Origin of the sequence: Pseudomonas sp. Pse1, assembly GCF_024519635.1 — a bacterium.
Lineage (GTDB): Bacteria > Pseudomonadota > Gammaproteobacteria > Pseudomonadales > Pseudomonadaceae > Aquipseudomonas.
Genome location: NZ_JALJRO010000003.1, coordinates 19,416 through 40,986 on the forward strand (window position 1 = coordinate 19,416; position 21,571 = coordinate 40,986).

Annotated in this window: 19 protein-coding genes and 2 tRNA genes; 7 read left to right on the forward strand and 14 right to left on the reverse strand. The window is 60.1% G+C overall.

Going from position 1 to position 21,571, the window contains the following annotated elements; translation table 11 throughout:
* Positions 1 to 2: 2 nt before the first annotated feature.
* Positions 3 to 1,847: a gamma-glutamyltransferase family protein gene (locus tag NR126_RS05140; RefSeq protein WP_256829824.1), complete on the reverse strand. Its 1,845-nt coding sequence runs from the start codon at positions 1,845 to 1,847 to the stop codon at positions 3 to 5.
* Between the two features lie 177 nt (positions 1,848 to 2,024).
* On the opposite strand from NR126_RS05140, the gene NR126_RS05145 reads away from it, so the two are divergent.
* Positions 2,025 to 3,131 (forward strand): DUF2817 domain-containing protein, encoded by a 1,107-nt coding sequence (locus NR126_RS05145; RefSeq protein WP_256829825.1) that lies wholly within the window; start codon positions 2,025 to 2,027, stop codon positions 3,129 to 3,131.
* A gap of 94 nt (positions 3,132 to 3,225) precedes the next feature.
* Here NR126_RS05145 and NR126_RS05150 read toward each other — a convergent pair whose 3' ends face one another.
* From NR126_RS05150 to NR126_RS05165, 4 genes are all read right to left on the reverse strand, one after another.
* A complete protein-coding gene (locus NR126_RS05150) occupies positions 3,226 to 5,694 on the reverse strand; it encodes a TonB-dependent receptor (protein ID WP_256829826.1) in 2,469 nt (822 codons plus the stop codon).
* Between the two features lie 118 nt (positions 5,695 to 5,812).
* Entirely contained in the window at positions 5,813 to 6,781 is a 969-nt protein-coding gene (locus NR126_RS05155; RefSeq protein ID WP_256829827.1) for a FecR domain-containing protein, read from the reverse strand.
* Entirely contained in the window at positions 6,757 to 7,269 is a 513-nt protein-coding gene (locus NR126_RS05160; protein ID WP_051550555.1) for a sigma-70 family RNA polymerase sigma factor, read from the reverse strand. Before NR126_RS05160 ends, NR126_RS05155 begins: the two co-directional genes overlap by 25 nt.
* 208 nt (positions 7,270 to 7,477) lie before the next feature.
* A tRNA-Met gene (locus NR126_RS05165) sits at positions 7,478 to 7,554 on the reverse strand.
* A 247-nt stretch (positions 7,555 to 7,801) separates the two neighbouring features.
* Here NR126_RS05165 and NR126_RS05170 point away from each other — a divergent pair.
* Positions 7,802 to 9,019 (forward strand): MFS transporter, encoded by a 1,218-nt coding sequence (locus NR126_RS05170; RefSeq protein ID WP_256829828.1) that lies wholly within the window; start codon positions 7,802 to 7,804, stop codon positions 9,017 to 9,019.
* A gap of 108 nt (positions 9,020 to 9,127) precedes the next feature.
* Here NR126_RS05170 and NR126_RS05175 read toward each other — a convergent pair whose 3' ends face one another.
* The 9 genes from NR126_RS05175 to NR126_RS05215 form a co-directional block, all read right to left on the reverse strand.
* Positions 9,128 to 9,316 (reverse strand): YhfL family protein, encoded by a 189-nt coding sequence (locus NR126_RS05175; RefSeq protein ID WP_027619482.1) that lies wholly within the window; start codon positions 9,314 to 9,316, stop codon positions 9,128 to 9,130.
* A gap of 351 nt (positions 9,317 to 9,667) precedes the next feature.
* Positions 9,668 to 10,768 carry a redox-regulated ATPase YchF gene (ychF, locus tag NR126_RS05180; RefSeq protein ID WP_027619483.1) on the reverse strand — a complete coding sequence of 367 codons (1,101 nt, stop codon included), beginning with the start codon at positions 10,766 to 10,768 and terminating at the stop codon, positions 9,668 to 9,670.
* A 22-nt stretch (positions 10,769 to 10,790) separates the two neighbouring features.
* Complete coding sequence (gene pth / locus NR126_RS05185; protein ID WP_027619484.1) at positions 10,791 to 11,375, reverse strand: aminoacyl-tRNA hydrolase; 585 nt, start codon at positions 11,373 to 11,375, stop codon at positions 10,791 to 10,793.
* A gap of 169 nt (positions 11,376 to 11,544) precedes the next feature.
* Positions 11,545 to 12,138 carry a 50S ribosomal protein L25/general stress protein Ctc gene (locus NR126_RS05190; RefSeq protein ID WP_256829829.1) on the reverse strand — a complete coding sequence of 198 codons (594 nt, stop codon included), beginning with the start codon at positions 12,136 to 12,138 and terminating at the stop codon, positions 11,545 to 11,547.
* A 139-nt stretch (positions 12,139 to 12,277) separates the two neighbouring features.
* Positions 12,278 to 13,219: a ribose-phosphate pyrophosphokinase gene (locus NR126_RS05195; RefSeq protein ID WP_003171603.1), complete on the reverse strand. Its 942-nt coding sequence runs from the start codon at positions 13,217 to 13,219 to the stop codon at positions 12,278 to 12,280.
* A 46-nt stretch (positions 13,220 to 13,265) separates the two neighbouring features.
* Positions 13,266 to 13,340, reverse strand: a tRNA-Gln gene (locus NR126_RS05200).
* Positions 13,341 to 13,376: 36 nt separating this feature from the next.
* Complete coding sequence (gene ispE / locus NR126_RS05205; RefSeq protein WP_105754811.1) at positions 13,377 to 14,228, reverse strand: 4-(cytidine 5'-diphospho)-2-C-methyl-D-erythritol kinase; 852 nt, start codon at positions 14,226 to 14,228, stop codon at positions 13,377 to 13,379.
* 1 nt (position 14,229) lies between these two features.
* Positions 14,230 to 14,847, reverse strand: a complete 618-nt coding sequence (gene lolB / locus NR126_RS05210) for a lipoprotein insertase outer membrane protein LolB (RefSeq protein ID WP_027619487.1) — start codon at positions 14,845 to 14,847, stop codon at positions 14,230 to 14,232.
* Between the two features lie 4 nt (positions 14,848 to 14,851).
* Entirely contained in the window at positions 14,852 to 16,576 is a 1,725-nt protein-coding gene (locus tag NR126_RS05215) for a tetratricopeptide repeat protein (RefSeq protein WP_105754810.1), read from the reverse strand.
* 191 nt (positions 16,577 to 16,767) lie between these two features.
* On the opposite strand from NR126_RS05215, the gene hemA reads away from it, so the two are divergent.
* From hemA to murI, 5 genes are read left to right on the forward strand one after another with little or no spacing between them, the layout of a single operon-like run.
* A complete protein-coding gene (gene hemA / locus NR126_RS05220; RefSeq protein ID WP_027619489.1) occupies positions 16,768 to 18,057 on the forward strand; it encodes a glutamyl-tRNA reductase in 1,290 nt (429 codons plus the stop codon).
* Positions 18,054 to 19,136 carry a peptide chain release factor 1 gene (gene prfA, locus NR126_RS05225; RefSeq protein ID WP_027619490.1) on the forward strand — a complete coding sequence of 361 codons (1,083 nt, stop codon included), beginning with the start codon at positions 18,054 to 18,056 and terminating at the stop codon, positions 19,134 to 19,136. Before hemA ends, prfA begins: the two co-directional genes overlap by 4 nt.
* A complete protein-coding gene (gene prmC / locus NR126_RS05230; protein WP_027619491.1) occupies positions 19,137 to 19,967 on the forward strand; it encodes a peptide chain release factor N(5)-glutamine methyltransferase in 831 nt (276 codons plus the stop codon).
* A complete protein-coding gene (locus tag NR126_RS05235) occupies positions 19,961 to 20,716 on the forward strand; it encodes a molybdopterin-synthase adenylyltransferase MoeB (RefSeq protein WP_256829831.1) in 756 nt (251 codons plus the stop codon). The genes prmC and NR126_RS05235 overlap by 7 nt, the downstream gene beginning before the upstream one ends.
* On the forward strand, positions 20,709 to 21,500 hold the full coding sequence (gene murI, locus NR126_RS05240; RefSeq protein ID WP_256829832.1) for a glutamate racemase: 792 nt from the start codon (positions 20,709 to 20,711) through the stop codon (positions 21,498 to 21,500). Before NR126_RS05235 ends, murI begins: the two co-directional genes overlap by 8 nt.
* Positions 21,501 to 21,571: the final 71 nt, after the last annotated feature.

Below are 21,571 nucleotides of genomic sequence, written 5' to 3' on the forward strand. Positions count from 1 at the left end.
GATCAATCGCCGAGGGCTTCACCTTCACGCCGCGGATCGGCCCCACCGGCCCAGGACGCCTTGCCCTGGGCATCACGCACGCGAACGATGGCCTGGGTACCGCTGGTCATGTCGATCTCGTTGACCACGTGCCCCTTGTCCTTGAGTGCCTGAATCAGCGCCGGGCTGAATTGGCCGCGTTCCAGTTCGGTCGGCCCATTGCGGCTGCCGAAGTTGGGCAGGCTGATCGCTGCCTGAGGGTCGAGTTGCCAGTCGAGCAGGCCAATCGTCGACTTGGCAACATACTCGATGATCTGCGAGCCGCCCGGCGAACCCAAGGTGGCCACCAGTTCGCCGCTTTGCCGATCGAAGATCAGCGTGGGCGCCATGGAGCTACGCGGGCGTTTGCCGGGCTCGACCCGGTTGGCCACTGGCAGGCCATTCTCGCGGGCGATGAAGGAAAAGTCGGTCAGCTGATTATTGAGCATGAAACCCTGGACCATTAGGTGCGAACCGAAGGCGGCTTCCACGGTGGTGGTCATCGACACGGCGCCGCCCAAGTCATCCACTGCGACTACCTGGGACGTTGAGATACGCAACGGCGAGCGATCCGTGGCATAGGCCACTTCAATCCCCGGCGGTGTGCCGGGTTGGGCGCTGCCCATGCTGCGTTCGCCGATCAGCGCGGCGCGGCTGGCCAGGTAGGTGGGTGCCACCAGACCGGCCACCGGCACCGGAACGAAATCGCTGTCGGCAACGTACAGCGCGCGGTCGGCGTAGGCCAGGCGCTCGGCTTCGGCGATCAGGTGGACGGCTTCGGCCGGCGGCTCGATGCCGGCCGGCTTGTCCGTCTTCAGCGGTTTCATGGAGGCCAGGGCCAGGCGGTTGTCGCGTGCCTCCAGCGCCTGGAGAGTGCCGAGAATCTGCGCCACGGCAATTCCGCCTGAGGAGGGTGGCGGCATGCCACACACCTGCCAGCGTTTGTAGTCCGTGCACAGCGGTGCGCGTTCCTTTGCCTGGTAGCCTTTGAGGTCACTGAGGGACAGGCTGCCCGGGTTGCTGCTGCCCTGAACTCTGGCGACGATTTCGTCGGCGATCGGGCCTTGATAGAGCGCGTCCGGCCCCTCTGTCGCAATGCGCTTGAGGACCTTGGCCAGCGGCGGATTCTGCAGCAGGGTGCCGATCGCTTTTGGGCTGCCATCGGCATTGAGGAAGTACGCGGACATTTCCGGCGACGCTGGCAGCGCCGGATCGGAGGCGATCATGGTGTGCAAACGCGGCGAAATCGCGAAGCCCTTTTCCGCCAGGGCGATGGCAGGTTCAAACAGCGTTGCCCAGGGCAGGCGGCCATGTTGGCGATGGGCCATTTCCAAGGCGCGCAAGACGCCGGGCGTGCCCACCGAGCGGCCGCCGATCTGTGCCTGAGGGAACGGCATGGGTTTGCCATCGGCTTGCAGGAACAGCGTCTCGCTGGCGCCCGCCGGTGCGGTTTCACGGCCATCGTAGGTGCGCACGGCCTTGCCGTCCCAGAGCACGATCATCGCACCGCCGCCGATGCCCGAAGATTGCGGCTCGACCAGGGTCAATACAGCCTGCATGGCGATTGCCGCATCAATGGCCGAACCGCCCTGGCGCAGCATTTCGCGGCCGGCAGCGGCAGCCAACGGGTTGGCGGCGGCGGCCATGTGCTTGGTGGCATTTTGGGTATGCAGGTCGCTGCGATAGCCCGAGGCGACTTCCGGAGCCGTGGGCAGGGCACTGACGGTGGTCGAGGCGGGCGGGGCGTTACAGGCGACGAGCGCCAGTGTACCGGCGATCAACGACAGGGCGCCAAGGCGATAAGTGTGCAAGAGAGAAGCAGGGAACACGTGGCACTCCGTCCATGGGATAAAAGATTTGGCGACTGTATCGGCGTGAGGAGTGCGCCGCAACGCTGGCCTTATGCGGTTGGCCTACGGATAAGAGGTTTGAGTCCTTCATACACCGGGGAATTCTCTGTAGTGTCATAGGGAGTTGAACCACACCCAAAACAACAAGAGGTCGATATGCCCAGCGTGTTTCCAGACCATCTCAATTTCGCCGACCAGCGTGCGCAATTCCTCAGTACGGTCGCTGCCGTCGGTGCCCGCCTGACCCACTATCCCCATCCGCTCAAGGGGCCGTTTGGCGAGGACTTGGGCACTGATGTGGCGGTGCTCGGCGATCCCGCCGCCAAACGCCTGCTGGTGCTCCTGAGCGGCACTCACGGCGTTGAGGGCTACTACGGCTCGCAGTGCCAGGCCAAATGGCTCAGTGGGCTGGCTGGGTGTTCAGCGCTGCCTGAGGATGTGGCGGTCGTGGTGATTCATCTGATTAACCCGTGGGGCACGGCATGGCTGCGTCGAGTCAACGAAGACAACATCGACCTAAACCGCAATCAGCTGAATTTTTCCGCAGCACTCCCGGACAATCAGGCCTACGCCGCACTGCACGGCATCTACGACTTTACCGAGTTGCGTGGACCCCAGCGCCAACGTGCCGATGATCTGCTCGCCGAACAGTTGCAGGCGCAGGGCTGGCCGGCGGTGATGTCGATTGTCGAAGGCGGTCAGCACAGTCATCCCGACGGTTTTTTTTACGGCGGTCTCGAGGCGAGCTGGTCGAACCGCACCTTGCACCAGATCATCGACACCCATCTGGCGCACGCGGAAGTCGCGATGTGCTTCGACCTGCATACCGGGGCCGGTGAATACGGCCACCCGATGCTGTTGACCGTGAGCCAGGCGGTGTATCCGGCTTTGGCCCAGGCCCAGGCGCTTTACGGTCCATGGTTGTACACCGTGCAGACCGGTACTGCAGAACACAGCGAAACCGGAATCGCCGCCTCAGCCACCGGCTACACCTCACAAGCGCTGCTCGACGCGCTGCCACACACACGTCTGATGCCGTTTGTCATTGAGTGCGGGACCTATCCCACGCAAGCGGTGCATGAGCATCTGCGCGACGATCACTGGTTGCACCTGCACGGCGATCCGTTGGACGAGGTGGGGCGCGAGATCAAGCTTGGGCTGCTGGAGCAGTTCTATCCGGCGGATCCTGACTGGCAGGAATTGACCTGGGTGCGTACCCGGCAGATCTGGGACAAGGCGCTGGCGGCTTTGCCGAACCTTTGATGCGCCAGGCGTGGCTGGCGCTTTGCCGATAACGTGTCACAAGCGCCGGCTACCTTTCGGTAAGCCGGCTTATGTCCACCAGGTCGAGGCGTCCTTACAGCGACCAGCGCACCGTCATCATGGCGTTGCGTGGATCGCCATAAACGTTGAAAGCATTCCAGGTGTTGCTGTTGATGCTCTGGTAGTACTTCTTGTCGAACAGGTTGTTCACGTTCAAGCGCAGGTCAATGTTTTCCGAGACTTTGAAGCCGGCCATCAGGTCAACGATGCTGTAGGCCTTCTGTTCGATGCGGTAGCCGGTGCCTTTGTTGTAGATAGTGTTTTGCGCGGTGAGGCCGCCGCCAATACGCCAGCGCTCGAGCGCTCCCGGCAGGGTGTACGTGGTGTTGGCCTTGAACAGGTGGCGGGGCAGGTCACTGGCAAACAGTCGGCCTTCATTATCCGGATTGGCATCCTTGCGGTATTTGGCGGAGTTGTAGGTGTAGCCAGCCGCCATTTGCCAGCTCTCAGTCAGTGCACCGCTGACCTCCAGTTCCAAACCCTCGCTGCGCACTTCACCTGATGCCTGGTAGCAAGAGACACCTGCCGGTGCCTGACAGACCCCCGGGGTGTTGATCACCGAAGCACGGTTTTCCTGGTCAATACGAAAGATCGCTGCGCTGGCGTTCAACGCCCCGTTGAAGTACTCGGCCTTGATGCCGGCCTCGTAGTTCTTGCCAACGATCGGTTTGATCGCTTTGTTATCGGCATCCACTACACCTTGCGGGGTGAAGATATCGGTGTAGCTGACATACACCGAGTAGGTGTCATTGAGGTCGTAGATCAGACCGGCGTACTTGGTCAGGTTGCGGGTGACATCGTACTGGCTGGATGTCGGGTTGACGCCGACGATGTTGCTGGAGTTCTGGATCTCGTAGTCATACCAGTCAAGGCGTCCGCCAAGGATCAGGTGCAGCGGATCGGCAAGGCTGAAACGGCCGGTGATATAGGTTCCGGTCTGTTCGGTTTCACTCTGCTGTTGCCAGGCTCCCATGTTGAAGGTGGGAATGGGTGTGATGTGAGGGTTCCAGTTGTAAATGTCGACATTCGACGCCGACAGCACCGTGGTCCCGTTACCGCTGAAGTTTTCCTTTCGGCGACTGGCGCCCACCACCAGTTCATGTTCTCGACCAAACAGCTGGAAAGGCCCGTTGGCAAACATGTCGTAACTGGTTTGGTCGTTGGTGTATTTGAACTTGCCCGTCATCTGGTTGTATGTGCCGTCAACGGCGCCGGCACTGACATAGGATGCCAGGAGATCCAGCTTTGACCACATCTTGGTGGCCGCCATGCGCATTTTCCAGCCATTGTCGAAGTGGTGCTCCAACTCACCGAAGACGCTGTTATTGTCCTGATCCCAGCGTCCCCAGTCGTTGCCCAGGTAGGTGGAGCGCGGCAGGCCCAGGTCGCCACCATCGCTGGCAGTGGGCACGCCGCCCCAGGCGGTGTTGTTGTTGAGGTTCTGGTTAGAGGCGCCCAGGGTCAGGGTGGTGCTGTCACTGAGGTCGGCTTCACCAATACCGTAGAACAGGGCGTGTTCTTTGTTCACGACGTCCTGAAAGCTGTCTTTGATCTGATAGCTGGCGACCGTGCGGCCACGCAGGCTGCCGTTGTCGTTCAGGGGGCTGGAGGCGTCCACCTCGGCGCGGTAGTTGTCCCAGGTACCGGCACTGGCGGTCATGCTGGCCTGGGGCTCGTGGCCTGGACGTTTGCGCACCAGATTGATCGCGGCTGACGGGCTGCCCGAGCCGCTCATCAGGCCGGTGGCGCCGCGCACCACTTCGACCCGATCGAGCATGGCGGTGTCCGCCGCAGCGATGGTGTCCCGGGCGGTGTAACTGGACACCGTGGTCGGCAAGCCGTCGTACATGATGTTGTCGACCTGAAAACCGCGGGCGTAGTAAGTCGGGCGCTCCGGTCCGTCCTTTTCCACCGTGACTCCGGGGACGTCCTTGATGACGTCGTGCAAGTCCTGCATGCCGCGGTCGTCCATACGCTGGCGAGTGACTACCGAGACCGATTGCGGTGTTTCGCGCGCGGTCAGGGCCAGCTTGGTCGCGGTCTGCATGGGGCCTGTGGTGTAGGATTCGCTGCCCTCGGTCGTGGCACCCAGAACGGCACTCTTGATATGGGTTGCGCCCAACTCCAGCGTCGAACCACCCTGCGTCTCGATCAGGCTGTAACGGTCCACCCCCTCCTGGCGTACCTGCAACCCGCTATTGGCCAGCAGATGGGCAATGCCTTCGTCGAAGGAATATCGGCCCTGGATACCCGGGCTAAGTAAGCCCTGGGTTTGCGTCGAGGCGAACGACAAGGTCACGGCACTGGTCGCGGCGAACTGGCTAAGGGCGGTACCCAGTGGTCCGGCCGCGATGTTGTATTCGAGCTGTTCTGTGGCGGGTTGCGCCCAGGCGAGTGGGGCGAGGGGGGTGGCGCCCAGCGCTGCGCTCAGGCCAATGCTCAGTAGCGTGGAACCGAGCTTCAGCCGCAAGGCCGGTTGGTGCAGGTGACGTGGGTGGCTCATGCAATACTTCCTATCCCGTGGCAGTAAAGGCGGCTGATTGACCGCTCTACTGATGAGCCGTACGAAATAAGTAATCGGCAAGGCCAGTTATGCGTTTGTTGATCGAAGGACGGGTCGACTACCCCTCTATCCGCACCCAATACTTTGAGAAACGACGTACCTTGACCGGTAAAGAAATCTGCAGGTTATCCAGGACACCGTCGATATCATCCAGGCGAAACGCGCCGGAGATTCTCAGGTCTCCTACGTTATCGGCACATCCGAGATGGCCGGCACGATAGCGAGCCAGTTCGCGGGCAAAATCGACCAGGCGCCAGTCGTTGGCAACCAACAGACCTTGCGTCCAACTACTGCCTCCGGGAGGTGCCGGACGCAGGCTGCCTACTTGCGAGACGCCGAAGGTCAGGGCCTGACCTTCCTCGACGCGCCGCGCTTGCTGTGGTGCGTCTTTGGGGCGCACCTCAACGCTATGGCTAAGTACGTCGACGGTACTGAAGCCCGAATGCAGGCGTACGTCGAAGCGGGTGCCGAGCGCGAGTATCCGCCCATGGGGTGTTTCGACTGACAGTGGGCGACTGGAGGGGCGGTCTGCAGCCGTGGTGAGAAGAATCTCGCCCTGGTTCAGAATGATCAGGCGCTCCTGGGGACCGTATGCGATATCGACGCGAGTGTCGGTGTTCAGCTCAAGACGGCTGCCATCGGACAGCGTCACCAGGCGTCGCTGCCCTGTGCGTGTGGCCAGATCCGCGCTGTAGGGAGAGCTCCGATAGCCGGCGAAAGTGGCCGCCCCTGCGCTCAACAACACCAGCAGTTTGAGGCCTTGGCGCCTTTGCACACCCAATTGGGACAGCACGGGCAGCGCCACATCCTGTGGAACTCCGCGTAGTTGATCCTGGAGTTTCTCGATTCGGGCCCATGCGCTGGCATGTCCGGGATCAGCGGCAAGCCAGGATTGCCAGGCCAGGAGCTGTTCAGGACTGACATTCGAGTCATTGAGCGTCAAGTACCATTGCACTGCCGTTTGCAAGTGCGCCTTGGCGGGCAGTCGGGGACGCGAGCCAGTCAATCTTCCATTAGCAGAATGCATTGCAGGAGCGCCTTGCCGAGATGATTTTTAACGGTCGTCACCGAAAGGCCCAACTGCCTGCCGACCTGAACGTAGCTGAGGCCCTCGAGCTGCACCATGAGGAAGATCTGTCGCGTTCGCGCGCCCAGTCCGTCGAGCAAGGTGTCGATGGCCAGCAGCGATTCGATGATCAGATGGTAAGTTTCCGGTGAGACCTCAAGCGGCTCCGGACGTGCAGCCAGTACTTCCAGGTAAGCCCGTTCAAGGGTTTGACGACGGGCTTTATCAATCAGCAAGCCGCGGGCAATGGTTGCCAGGTAATGGCGGGGTTCGCGCAGTACGGGTAGTTGGCGCAAGGTCAGCATGCGCACGAAAGTATCCTGGGCCAAGTCCGCTGCATCAGCAGAGTTGCCGGTCCGAGTCCGCAGCCATCCTTTCAGCCAGCCATGGTGCTCGCCATACAGGTATTCGATATCCAGAGGTGGTGACGACTTGATCCCGGCATCCATGATTGATCGCTGCAAATGATAATATCTCTCATTATTATCCATGCAGTGCTTGATGACAATCGGGCAAACGAACCGGGTTGCTGCGCGTGACGGCTGGGCTGTCTTTTGACTGTAGAGGAGGAAGTGTCAAACCCCAGAAACAAGAAAGCCCGCACTAGGCGGGCTTCTTGAGGTGATTCATAGATGCTGGCATCTATGAATCGGTACTTGGTGGCTACACAGGGACTTGAACCCCGGACCCCAGCATTATGAATGCTATGCTCTAACCAACTGAGCTATGTAGCCAAGTGGTGCGCATTATCGGCATGAGACGATGATGTGTCAAGCATGAATCTAAAATATTTCTCTACACTTTCAACTGCTTACCCACAAACCTCGATAAAAACCAATTTTTGGCCCCCGCAGCCGACCAATGCCCTGTTTGGAATGATCCGATAAAGTCGTTAGCAGGCTAAGGGGATGGTCTTTGCCTAGGGAAAAATGGCACATTGTCGCACCTGCAATTGCGCCCATCCGCTGTCTGGAAACCCTCATGGCAATCAGCACCTCTCAAACTGCCGCGTCAGCGGCGCCCGCGACTCCGCAAAGTAGCCCTCTGGTCATGCGTATTATCGGTGCCGTGGCCCTGGCGCATCTGATCAATGACCTGATTCAGTCGGTACTGCCGTCTATCTACCCGATGCTCAAGGACAGCTACGGCCTGACCTTCACCCAAGTCGGCCTGATCACCTTGACCTTCCAGTTGACCGCCTCGCTGCTGCAACCCTGGGTGGGCTATTACACCGACCGTCATCCCAAACCCTATCTGTTGCCAATGGGCATGGTCTGCACCTTGGTCGGTATTCTGATGATGTCTCAGGTCGGCAGCTTTCCCTTGATTCTGCTGGCGGCGGGGTTGATCGGCATCGGTTCCTCGACCTTCCACCCGGAAGCTTCGCGCGTGGCGCGGTTGGCCTCGGGTGGGCGTTTTGGCCTCGCCCAGTCGACCTTCCAGGTGGGGGGTAACGCCGGTTCGGCCTTTGGGCCGTTGCTGGCGGCAGCGATCATCATTCCGTTTGGTCAGGGCAATGTGGCCTGGTTCGGGCTGTTCGCGGTGTTCGCTTTGCTGGTGCTGTACCGCATCAGTCGCTGGTACGCCAATCACCTCAATCTGTTCAAGCTCAAGCAAGGCCAGGCGGCGACGCACGGGCTGTCGAAGCGCCGGGTGATCAGTGCGTTGGTGGTCCTTGGCCTGCTGGTGTTCTCCAAGTATTTCTACATGGCCAGCCTGACCAGCTACTTCACCTTCTACCTGATCGAGAAGTTCGACCTGTCGGTGGCCAGCTCCCAGTTGCACCTGTTCCTGTTCCTGGGTGCGGTGGCAGCGGGGACCTTTTTCGGTGGGCCGATCGGCGACAAGATCGGGCGCAAGGCGGTGATCTGGTTCTCAATCCTCGGCGTCGCGCCGTTCACCTTGCTGCTGCCCCATGTCGACCTGTTCTGGACCACCATTCTTAGTGTGGTGATCGGCTTCATCCTCGCGTCGGCGTTCTCGGCCATTGTGGTCTACGCGCAAGAGTTGGTGCCGGGCAATGTGGGAATGATCGCCGGGGTGTTCTTCGGCCTGATGTTCGGTTTTGGCGGGATTGGTGCGGCGTTGCTGGGCTATCTGGCGGACATTCACGGCATCGAATACGTGTACTTCCTCTGCTCGTTCCTGCCATTGCTCGGGGTGCTGGCAATCTTTCTGCCACGCTCGAAAAAGGCCTGAGCCAGCACCTCTGGCGTGGCTGGTTCTTTATCTTGAAAACCCTTCGTCGATGTTGGACGAAGGGTTTCTATCTCAGTCGAAAGTTAGTCGCTCAATCGACTGTCGAACTCACTGTTGCGGCAGCTTGTCTGTTGGGCCGCAGCCTCCGATGATTTTCGAAATGGAAACCGCCGGGTGGAGCAGATAATCGTAGGAGCAGTTTTTTTGCTGGTTGTACATCTGGCCAGTACAGCCGGAAAGCACTGCAACACCAGTAGCAAGAGTGAGTGCGATCGATGCTTTGATAATGCGTTTCATGCTTGAGTCCCATGGGTTTTTATTTCGCCACCCTCATGGTGGCGATTGTATTTCACGGGAGGGCTGAGTCTTTTCGGCTCGTGCGACGCTCCCTGGCCAGCCCGGATGGGCTGGGTGAAACGCGCGAATTCTGGTGGGCGGAGGGGCTTCGTGTATGTAGTCCGTTTCCCAAAGTTTGGCTTGGCGAAGTTTTTTTATGCGGCACCCGTCTGGTGGGCTTGTGGGGCATCAGAGGATGCATTTGAAAAATGCTGGGGAGGGTGTTTGTTGCTATACGAAAAACCCCCGTATCACTGAGTGATTACGGGGGTTTTGAGGTCCATTTAGCGCCGTGGTATCCCACGGATGCCGTTAGACGTTGAAGCGGAAGTGCATCACGTCACCGTCCTTGACGATGTAGTCCTTACCTTCCAGGCGCCATTTGCCGGCTTCCTTGGCACCGGCTTCACCCTTGAACTGGATGAAGTCGTTGTAGGCGATCACTTCGGCGCGGATGAAGCCTTTTTCGAAGTCGGTGTGGATCACGCCCGCGGCTTGTGGCGCGGTGGCGCCGACGCGGACGGTCCAGGCGCGGACTTCTTCGACACCGGCGGTGAAGTAGGTCTGCAGGTGCAGCATTTCGTAGCCGGCGCGGATCACGCGGTTCAGGCCGGGCTCTTCCAGGCCCAGGGCCTCGAGGAACATGTCTTTCTCTTCGCCGTCATCGAGCTCGGCGATTTCCGCTTCGATCTTGTTGCAGACCGGAACGACCATGGCGCCTTCTTCTTCGGCGATGGCCCGGACCACGTCCAGGTGCGGGTTGTTCTCGAAGCCGTCTTCAGCGACGTTGGCGATGTACATGACCGGCTTGGTGGTCAGCAGGTGGAAGCCCTTGATCACCGCTTTCTCGTCGGCGCCCATGTTCTTCATCAGGCTGCGCGCTGGCTTGCCTTCGGTGAAGTGCGCGATCAGTTGCTCCAGCAGGCCTTTCTGGACCACTGCGTCCTTGTCGCCGCCCTTGGCGTTGCGCGCGACTTTCTGCAGTTGCTTCTCGCAGCTGTCGAGGTCGGCGAAGATCAGTTCCAGGTCGATGATTTCGATGTCGCGTTTCGGGTCGACGCTGTTGGAGACGTGAATCACGTTCTCGTCTTCGAAGCAGCGGACCACGTGGGCGATGGCATCGGTTTCACGGATGTTGGCCAGGAACTTGTTACCCAGGCCTTCACCTTTCGAGGCGCCGGCCACCAGGCCGGCGATGTCGACGAATTCCATGGTGGTCGGCAGGATGCGCTTGGGATTGACGATGGCAGCCAGGGCTTCCAGGCGTGGGTCCGGCATCGGCACGATACCGCTGTTCGGCTCGATGGTGCAGAAGGGGAAGTTCTCCGCCGCAATACCGGATTTGGTCAGGGCGTTGAACAGGGTGGACTTGCCGACGTTAGGCAGGCCGACGATGCCGCAATTGAATCCCATGGTGTTTCCCCTTGGATAAGAGTCAGGCCTTCTGGCTGTGCAGGTTTTTCATCGCGCGGTTCCATTCACCGGCGAAGATATCCGGCAGCACGCCGAGGGCAAAGTCGATGCTGGCATCGAGTTTTTCCTGTTCGGCGCGTGGCGCACGACCCAGGACAAAGTTAGAAACCATACTGGCAACGCCCGGGTGGCCAATGCCAAGCCGCAAGCGGTAGAACGTATTCTGATTGCCCAGTTGCGCGATGATGTCGCGCAACCCGTTGTGACCGCCATGCCCGCCGCCCTGTTTGAGCTTGGCAACGCCGGGAGGCAAGTCGAGTTCGTCATGCGCCACCAGTATTTCTTCCGGCTTGATCCGGAAAAATCCTGCCAGTGCCGCCACGGCCTGGCCGCTGCGGTTCATGTAGGTGGTGGGAATCAGCAGGCGAACATCCTGACCCTGATGCGAGAAGCGTCCGGTCAGGCCGAAATATTTGCGATCGGGCACAAGGTTGACACCCTGCGCTTGCGCGATGCGCTCAACAAAAAGGGCCCCTGCGTTATGCCGGGTCTGTTCGTATTCGGTGCCTGGATTTCCCAGGCCAACGATCAGTTTGATGGCAGTCACGTCAGGGGCCCTTCCTTGGAGTGGTGAGTAAGATCGCGGCAAGTGGAGGTTGCGGCGAAAGTGGACGAAAAGTGCTCATTTACCATGATGTAAACTCCGCGTTCCGCCCGCTTTCTCGCTACGTTCCAGTCCGCGATGTTACTGGGTCACTCCGGCGTACAGAGTAAAATTACTCTGCAGCGCCTTCTGCTTCTGGAGCAACACGTGGAGCGTGGACGTTGGCAACTGCCTTGTCATCGCCGTGTGCCAGAGCAACAAACTCAACGCCTTTAGGAGCCTTGAGGTCGGACAGGTGAATGATCGCGCCGACTTCGGCGTTAGCCAGGTCAACTTCGATGAACTCAGGCAGGTCCTTGGCTTCGCAGGAAACTTCGATCTCGTTCACAACGTGGGAGATCTCGCCGCCTTTCTTGACCGGAGCTTCTTCGTTGATGAAGTGAACCGGTACCTTGGCAGTCAGTTTCTGGCCAGCAACAACGCGCACGAAGTCAGCGTGCATGATGAATTGCTTGGCTGGGTGACGCTGCATCGCTTTAACGATGACGTTCTGCTTGGCGCCGTCAACGTTCAGTTCGATAACGTGGCTGTAGGCAGCTTCGTTTTCGAACAGTTTGGCGATTTCCTTGGCCAGGATGGTCACGGATTCAGCAGGCTTGTCGCCACCGTATACAACGGCAGGGATGTTCAGTGCGTGACGCAGGCGGCGGCTCGCACCTTTCCCCAGGTCAGTACGCGCTTGAGCGTTCAGAGTAAAGTCAGTCATTTTGTATCTCCAAAATAGCCATTACCGGAAGGCGTTTGCGACCAGCGCCAAACACGGTATGGGCAAAAAAGCCCCGCCCCGACAGGAATGCCGGGGCGGGGCGCTTTCATCAACGAGAGGTTCGAGAAGGGCAGGGCCCTTAGCGGAACATCGCGCTGATCGATTCTTCATTACTGATGCGGCGAACCGCCTCAGCAACTACCGGTGCGATATCCAGTTGGCGGATACGCGCACAGGCTTGTGCTGCAGCGGACAGCGGGATGGTGTTGGTCACCACCAGCTCGTCCAGCACGGAATTTTCAATGTTCTCGATCGCCCGACCCGACAGCACAGGGTGTGTGCAGTAGGCAAAGACTTTGGCAGCGCCATGCTCTTTCAAGGCTTTCGCCGCGTGACACAGGGTGCCGGCGGTGTCGACCATGTCGTCAACCAGAATGCAGGTACGCCCTTCGACATCACCGATGATATGCATCACTTCAGAGTGATTGGCTTTCTCACGGCGCTTGTCGATGATCCCGAGATCCACGCCCAAGGATTTGGCAACGGCCCGTGCACGCACGACGCCACCAATGTCCGGGGACACGATCATCAGGTTTTCGAAGCGTTGGTCTTCGATGTCATCCACCAGTACTGGGGAGCCGTAGATGTTATCTACTGGAATATCGAAGAAGCCCTGGATCTGGTCAGCATGCAAATCAACCGTGAGGACACGGTCGATGCCGACTACGGTAAGCATGTCAGCAACGACTTTCGCGCTGATAGCCACACGTGCGGAACGCGGACGGCGATCCTGACGGGCATAACCAAAGTAAGGGATCACCGCAGTGATTCGAGTCGCTGAGGAACGACGGAAGGCATCAGCCATCACGACGAGTTCCATCAGGTTATCGTTGGTCGGAGCGCAAGTCGGCTGAATAATGAAGACGTCTTTACCGCGAACGTTTTCATTGATCTCGGCAGTAATTTCGCCGTCGGAGAACTTACCGACAGAGATGTCACCGAGAGGGATATGCAGCTGACGTACGACACGCCGAGCCAGATCGGGGTTAGCGTTCCCCGTAAAGACCATCATCTTGGACACGCGCAGTACCTGAAGGCTGAGGGTAACCTGGATGAGTATAGGAAAATGGCAGGGGCGGCTGGATTCGAACCAACGCATGGCAGGATCAAAACCTGCTGCCTTACCGCTTGGCGACGCCCCTGTATTTGTTGCAACGATTACCCAGTAATCGGTTCCTTTAGAGCAGACTTTGCAGCTTGCGATGCAACATCGAAACGTTGCTTCCTTTTGCTACAAACCCTGTAAGGGTCTCTGTAAGAAGGGCCGAGACTTTATCAGCTTCAGCTTTGCTTGGGAAGCCCCCAAACACACAACTTCCAGTTCCGGTGAGCTTTGCTTCGGTAAATTTACCTAGCAAATTCAAGGCGTTGGCTACAGCTGGGTAACGCCTTGTTACCACCGGTAAGCAGTCATTTCGACTGTTTCCCTTGGGAACGGGGCGCACTTTAATGGGCGGCGTGTTACGTGTCAACAACGGATCGGAAAAAATTTCTGCCGTACTAACAGAGACTTGCGGCACAAGCACGACGTACCACGGTTCTTCGGGGTCCACCGGGGTCAGTTTCTCGCCCACGCCTTCGGCGAACGCCGCATGGCCGCGAACGAAAACCGGGACGTCAGCACCCAGGGTCAAACCCAGCGTCGCCAGGCGATCTTCGTCCCAGCCCAGTTGCCACAGATGATTGAGACCCAGCAGTGTGGTCGCCGCGTTCGAACTGCCGCCGCCGATGCCGCCGCCCATGGGCAAGACTTTGTCGATCCAGATGTCGACCCCCAGACCACAGGCGGCTTGTTCCTGAAGTTTTTTCGCTGCCTTGACGATCAGGTTGCTGTCGTGGGGGACGCCTTCGAATTCGGTGTGCAGGGCAATCACGCCGTCATCGCGCAGGGCGAAGGTGATTTCGTCGCCGTAGTCGAGGAATTGAAACAGTGTCTGCAACTCGTGATAACCGTCGGCACGACGGCCGAGAATGTGAAGCATCAGGTTGAGCTTGGCCGGAGAGGGCAGTGTCAGGCGGTCAGCGCTCATGTCATTGCCCCAGCTTGCGCGGTTGCCAGGTCTTGATCACCAGCGTGACGTCGAGATCACTGCCGTGCAGCTTGATCCGTTCGGGCAGCCAGTAGCCATTTTGCTCGGTGTAGGCCGTGTATTCGACTTGCCAACCGTCCTGTTCGAGGCTTGCCAGGCGACTGTTACCGTCCAGGGACAGGCGGCTTTTGCTGGCAGGCGATGGCAGTCCGCGCACCCACCAGGCGAGATTGGAGACCGGCAGTTTCCAACCCAATTGTTCCTCAAGCAGGAGTTCCGGGCTCGGCGCGTTGTAACGGCCCTGGTTGGCCACTTCAAGGGTCACATCGCCAGGGCGGCCGGTCAGGCGTGCCGCGCCGCGACCCAACGGGCCGGACAAGCGGATGTCGTAGTAGTCCTGGCGCTGCAGCCAGAACAGCGTGCCGCTGCCTGAGTCTTTTGGCGCGCGGATGCCGATCTTGCCGTCAATCTGCCAGCCATCGAGGCCGGTCAGTTGCTCTTTGTGTTCGCGCCATTGCGCGGCGTTGCCGTGGCCCTCGACCGATTCGCGGGGGCCAAGGCCCGCACAGCCGGCGAGGAGGGCGATGAAGATGAAAGCAATGAAGTGGCGCAAAAACATGATTTTAAAGAGTCTCGGATCCGGTCAGGCGCTTAATGGTGCTGCGCAGGGTAGGGCTGTCGGGTTGGTCCTTGAGGAACTTGGCCCAGATTTGCCTGGCTTCGCGCTGTTTGCCCTTGGCCCACAGGACTTCGCCCAGGTGCGCGGCGATTTCCTGGTCAGGGAAGCGCTCGAGGGCCTGGCGCAGGTAGCGCTCGGCGTCATCGAGGTTGCCCAGGCGAAAATTGACCCAACCGAGGCTGTCGAGTACGGCTGGGTCTTCCGGGCTCAACTGGTGCGCCTGCTCGATCAGGGTTTTGGCTTCGGCGTAGCGCGTGGTGCGGTCGGACAGGGTGTAGCCCAGGGCATTGAGGGCCATGGCGTTGTCCGGGTCGCGCTTGATGATTTGCCGCAGGTCGGTCTCCATTTGCGCCAGATCGTTGCGTTTTTCCGCCTGCATCGCGCGGGTGTACAGCAGGTTCAGGTCGTCGGGGTATTGCTTCAAGGCTTTGTCGAGGACGGACCAGGCGCGATCGGGCTGTTTGTTGGCGGCCAGGGTTTCGGCTTCGATCAGGTATAGCTGGATCGCGTAGTCCGGTTGTTCGTCACGTTCCTTGGCCAGGCGGCTCTGGGCTTCGGCGGTGCGGCCATTCTGCATGAGGATATCGGCCTGGCGCAGTTGCGCCGGCAAGTAGTCGGTGCCTGGCGTGACCTGGGCATATTCGATCAGCGCCCCTTGTGGATCGTTGCGCTCTTCGGCGATACGGCCCAGGTTCAGGTGAGCGGAGTCGACGTGGCTGTCGCGGGCGACCAGATCTTCCAGATAGCCCTTGGCCTCGTCCCAAGCCTTGGCTTCCAGGCAGACCAGCGCCAGGGAATAGCGCAGTTCATCGTCTTCCGGATACTGCTGCAACAGGCTGGAGAACTCGGCCTTGGCGTCGTCCATGCGGTCCTGCTCGACCAACAGGCGGGCATAGGTCAGGCGCAGGCGCTTGTCATCCGGATATTTGCGGATGCTTTTCTGCAGCAGCGGCAGCGATTCGTCGCCGCGATTGAGACTCTGCAGCAGGCGTGCGCGCAGCAGGATCGGCGCCACCTCACCGTCTTCCGGCGGGTTTTTCTCCAGCAGGGTCAAGGCGCCCTGGGAGTCACCGTCCTGTTGCAACAGCAAGGCCTTGCCGAAAATCAGCTGACCGTTGTTCGGATGACGCTGCAACAGGCGATCAAAGCTCTTCATCAAACCGTTGCGGGTGTCCTGGTCGGTGTCGGCGGCGGACAGGGCGAGGAAGTCGAAATGGGTGTCGCCCTTGCCTTGCAGGACTTTTTCCATATAGACCATGGAGTCGTCGTAGCGCCCGCTGCGCGCCAACTGGATAGCGGCGGCACGTTGCGCTTCAAGGTCGTCGGGGGCGTTTCTGGCCCAGATCAATGCGCTATCGAGTGCCGCCTGGTCGGCGCCCAGGTATTCGGCGATGCGAAACGCCCGCTCGGAAATGCCCGGGTCCTGGGTATTGATGGCCTGGGTCACATAGTTGTCCAGCGCAATGTCGTAGCGGTTGCGCTGGCCGGCCAGCTCCGCACTCAGCAGGCTGAACACCGTGTCTTCGCTGAAAGAGCTGTAGACCTTGGGTTTTTCAGGGGCTGGCGTGCTGCCGGCGACCGGCGGGGTACCGTCCGTCGAGTCGGGTGCCATGGCCTGGCAGCCGCTGAGGAAGACAACAGCGAGGAACAACGCGAAAGATCTATTCATAGGGGAAGAGGACGACTTACCTGCGGTCGGATCATCATGACACAAGCCTTCGGTCAAACATAACCGGGGCACTCTTTATCTCTTTACGGCCTTTTCACGGGCTGTCTATAGGGACAATAGACAACGGTGGTTGTTCTGAGTCTGGCGAAGTAGGACAATTGTCGGCTTCTCGACATCATCAGCGATCTTGAATGGCCTTCCTTGCACTCGGTATTAACCACAAGACTGCTTCCGTAGACGTCCGCGAACGCGTGGCCTTTACTCCGGAACAGCTGGTTGAGGCCTTGCAGCAGCTCTGCCGACTCACCGACAGCCGCGAAGCTGCGATCCTCTCCACCTGCAATCGCAGCGAACTCTATATAGAACAGGATCAGCTGAGTGCCGATACCGTGCTGCGCTGGTTGGCCGATTATCATCATTTAAGCCTCGATGAGCTGCGCGCGAGTGCTTATGTGCATGAAGATGATGCGGCAGTTCGTCACATGATGCGCGTCGCCTCCGGGCTCGACTCGCTGGTGTTGGGCGAACCGCAGATTCTCGGTCAGATGAAATCGGCCTATGCTGTGGCGCGCGAGGCCGGCACCGTGGGGCCGTTGCTCGGGCGCTTGTTCCAGGCAACCTTTAATGCCGCCAAGCAGGTGCGCACCGACACCGCCATTGGTGAGAACCCGGTGTCCGTGGCATTTGCCGCCGTAAGCCTGGCCAAGCAGATCTTCAGCGATTTGCAGCGCAGCCAGGCGTTGTTGATCGGTGCCGGTGAAACCATCACCCTGGTTGCCCGGCATCTGCACGAACTGGGGGTCAAGCGCATCGTCGTCGCCAACCGTACCCTGGAGCGCGCCAGCCTGCTGGCTGAACAGTTCGGCGCCCATGCCGTGTTGCTCTCGGATATCCCGGCAGAGCTTGTGCGCAGTGACATCGTGATCAGCTCCACCGCCAGCCAGTTGCCGATCCTGGGCAAGGGCGCGGTGGAAAGCGCCTTGAAACTGCGCAAGCACAAGCCGATCTTCATGGTCGACATCGCCGTGCCACGGGATATCGAGCCGGAAGTCGGCGAATTGGATGACGTCTACCTTTATAGCGTCGACGATCTCCACGAAGTGGTCGCGGAAAACCTCAAGAGTCGCCAGGGAGCTGCCCAGGCGGCGGAAGAAATGGTGTCGGTCGGCGCTGATGATTTCATGGTGCGCCTGCGTGAACTGGCAGCGGTCGACGTGCTCAAGGCCTATCGTCAGCAAAGCGAACGCTTGCGCGATGAAGAATTACAGAAGGCCCAGCGCCTGCTCGCCAATGGCGGCAGCGCCGAAGAAGTGCTGGTGCAACTGGCCAGGGGCCTGACCAACAAACTGCTGCACGCCCCCAGTGTGCAACTGAAAAAGCTTACCGCCGAAGGCCGCCTCGATGCGCTGGCCATGGCACAGGAACTCTTTGCCCTCGGTGAGGGGGCGTCGGATAGCTCTTCGGATAAAAAACCGCAATGAAAGCGTCACTGCTCAATAAACTGGATGTCCTCCAGGATCGTTTCGAGGAACTGACCGCCTTGCTCGGCGATGGCGAAGTCATTTCCGATCAGACCAAATTTCGCGCTTATTCCAAGGAATACGCCGAACTTGAGCCGGTCGTACACGCTTATAAGAAGCTGCTCGGCGTACAAAGCGATCTTGAAGGCGCGCAAGCGCTGCTCAAGGACAACGACCCGGACATGCGTGAAATGGCTGTGGAAGAAGTCCGCGATGCCAAAGAATTGCTGGTGACCCTGGACGCCGATCTGCAACGCATGCTGCTGCCCAAGGATCCCAACGATAGCCGCAACGTCTTCCTCGAAATTCGTGCCGGCACCGGTGGCGACGAGGCGGCGATTTTCTCCGGCGACCTGTTCCGCATGTACTCGCGTTACGCCGAACGGCGTGGCTGGCGTGTGGAAATTCTTTCGGAAAACGAAGGCGAACACGGTGGCTATAAAGAGGTCATCGCCCGCATTGAAGGCGACAACGTTTACGGCAAGCTGAAATTTGAATCTGGCGCGCACCGCGTACAGCGTGTACCCGCGACGGAGTCCCAAGGCCGCATTCACACTTCGGCCTGCACCGTGGCGGTGCTGCCTGAGCCGGATGAGCGAGAAGCGATCGAGATCAACCCGGCGGATTTGCGCGTTGACACTTACCGCTCCTCTGGGGCGGGTGGTCAGCACGTCAACACAACCGACTCGGCGATCCGCATCACGCACTTGCCGACCGGCACCGTCGTCGAGTGCCAGGAAGAACGCTCCCAGCACAAGAACCGAGCACGGGCGATGGCCTGGCTGGTGGCCAAACTCAACGATCAGCAAACCGCAGCGGCGGCGAATGCCATCGCCAGCGAGCGCAAATTGCTGGTGGGTTCGGGTGATCGCTCCGAGCGGATCCGCACCTATAACTATGCCCAGGGTCGGGTCACCGACCACCGGGTCAACCTGACGCTGTATTCCCTCGACGAGATTCTCGCCGGCGGCGTCGAGGCCGTGATCGAGCCGTTGCTGGCCGAGTATCAGGCCGACCAACTGGCGGCGATAGGTGAGTAAATGACCATCATTGCCAGTTTGTTGCGCGCCGCCGACCTGCCTGACTCGCCGACGGCACGCCTTGATGCCGAGTTACTGCTGGCCGCCGCCCTGGGAAAATCCCGCAGCTTCCTGCACACCTGGCCGGAACGCATTGTCCCCAGCGAAGCCGCGCTGACCTTTGCCGACTACCTGCAGCGCCGTCGCAGCGGCGAGCCGGTCGCCTATATCCTCGGCCAGCAGGGTTTCTGGAAGCTCGACCTGGAAGTTGCCCCGCACACCTTGATTCCGCGTCCGGACACCGAGTTGCTGGTGGAAACCGCGCTGGAACTGTTGCCGGCCACGCCCGCCCGGGTACTCGATCTGGGTACTGGCAGCGGGGCCATTGCTTTGGCCTTGGCCAGCGAGCGTCCGGCGTGGCAGGTGACGGCAGTGGATCGTGTGTTGGAGGCCGTGGCCTTGGCCGAGCGCAATCGCCAGCGCCTGCATCTGCTCAACGTCACGGTGCTCAGCAGTCACTGGTTCGACTCGCTGAAGGACCATCGCTACAGCCTGATCATCAGTAATCCGCCATACATTGCCGCCGCCGATCCACATCTGGTCGCCGGTGACGTACGGTTTGAACCGGCCAGCGCACTGGTGGCCGGCGTCGATGGCCTGGACGATCTGCGCCTGATCATTGCCCAGGCACCGCAACACCTGGAATCGGGGGGCTGGTTGATGCTCGAACACGGTTACGATCAAGCCGAGGCAGTGCGCGGTTTGCTGCTGAGCCAAGGCTTTGACGAGGTACACAGCCGCAAGGACCTCGGCGGTCATCAGCGAATCAGCCTGGGGCGCCTGCCGTGCTGAACGATCAGGAGCTGTTGCGCTACAGCCGGCAGATCCTGTTGCAGCACGTCGACATCGACGGCCAGTTGCGACTCAAACAAAGCCGCGCGCTGATCATCGGTCTCGGTGGCCTTGGCGCACCGGTGGCGTTGTACCTGGCGGCGGCCGGAGTCGGCCAGTTGCACCTGGCGGACTTCGACACGGTCGACCTGACCAACCTGCAACGACAGATCATCCACGACACCGACAGCGTCGGTATGAGCAAGGTCGACTCGGCGATCCGCCGCCTGAGCGCGATCAATCCCGAGATCGAACTGTTCGCCCACCGCACCGCGCTGGATGAGGACTCGCTGGCGGCCGCAGTGGCGGCCGTCGACTTGGTGCTCGACTGTTCCGATAATTTCTCTACCCGTGAAGCGGTGAACGCAGCCTGTGTCGCGGCGCGCAAGCCATTGGTCAGCGGTGCGGCGATTCGCCTTGAAGGGCAATTGTCGGTGTTCGACCCGCGCCGCGCCGAGAGCCCGTGTTATCACTGCCTGTACGGACACGGCAGCGAAGCCGAACTGACCTGCAGTGAAGCCGGCGTGGTCGGCCCGCTGGTGGGTTTGGTCGGCAGTCTGCAGGCGTTGGAAGCGCTGAAGTTGCTGGCCGGTTTCGGCGAGCCGCTGGTGGGCCGCTTGTTGTTGATCGACGCGCTGGGCACGCGCTTTCGTGAGTTGCGGGTCAAGCGTGATCCGGGTTGCAGTGTCTGCGGTACGACCCATGCGTGAGGCGCCGGTTGGAGTATTCGACTCCGGTGTCGGCGGGCTCTCGGTGCTGGCGGAGATCCAGCGCCTGCTGCCGAATGAGTCGCTGCTGTATCTCGGCGATTGCGGGCACATTCCCTATGGCGAGAAAACCCCGGAGTTTATTCGCCAGCGCTGCAGCGTGATGGCGAAATTCTTCCGCGAACAGGGCGCCAAGGCCCTGGTGGTGGCCTGTAACACCGCGACTGTGGCCGGCGTCGCGGATGTGCGGCGTGACTATCCAGAGTGGCCCATCGTTGGTATGGAGCCGGCGGTCAAACCCGCTGCTGCGGCCACCCGCAGCGGTGTGGTCGGAGTGCTTGCCACCACCGGGACCCTGCAAAGCGCCAAGTTCGCCGCCTTGCTCGATCGTTTTGCCACCGATGTGCGGGTGGTCACCCAGCCGTGCCCGGGCCTGGTGGAGATGATCGAGGCCGGCGACCTGCACAGTCCGGCCTTGCGCCAATTACTGGGGCATTACCTGGAGCCGTTACTGGCGGCCGGTTGTGACACGATCATCCTTGGCTGTACCCACTATCCTTTCCTCAAGCACCTGCTGCTGCAGATGCTCCCCGCCGACATCAGCCTGATCGACACCGGTGCCGCCGTTGCCCGGCAACTGCAACGCCTGCTCGCCGAGCGTGAGTTACTGGCGGATGGGCCGGCAGCTGCCACTCGATTCTGGACCAGTGGCAACCAGCAACACTTCATAAATATCTTGCCGTTACTCTGGAATAACCCCGGCGTTGTGCAAAGCTTCAGCCTGTAGGACGAACTCAACAAGCAGGGAAATTCGGCTGAACTTTCGCGCGGGGGCGAGATTCTATTGCTGCGTCTGTT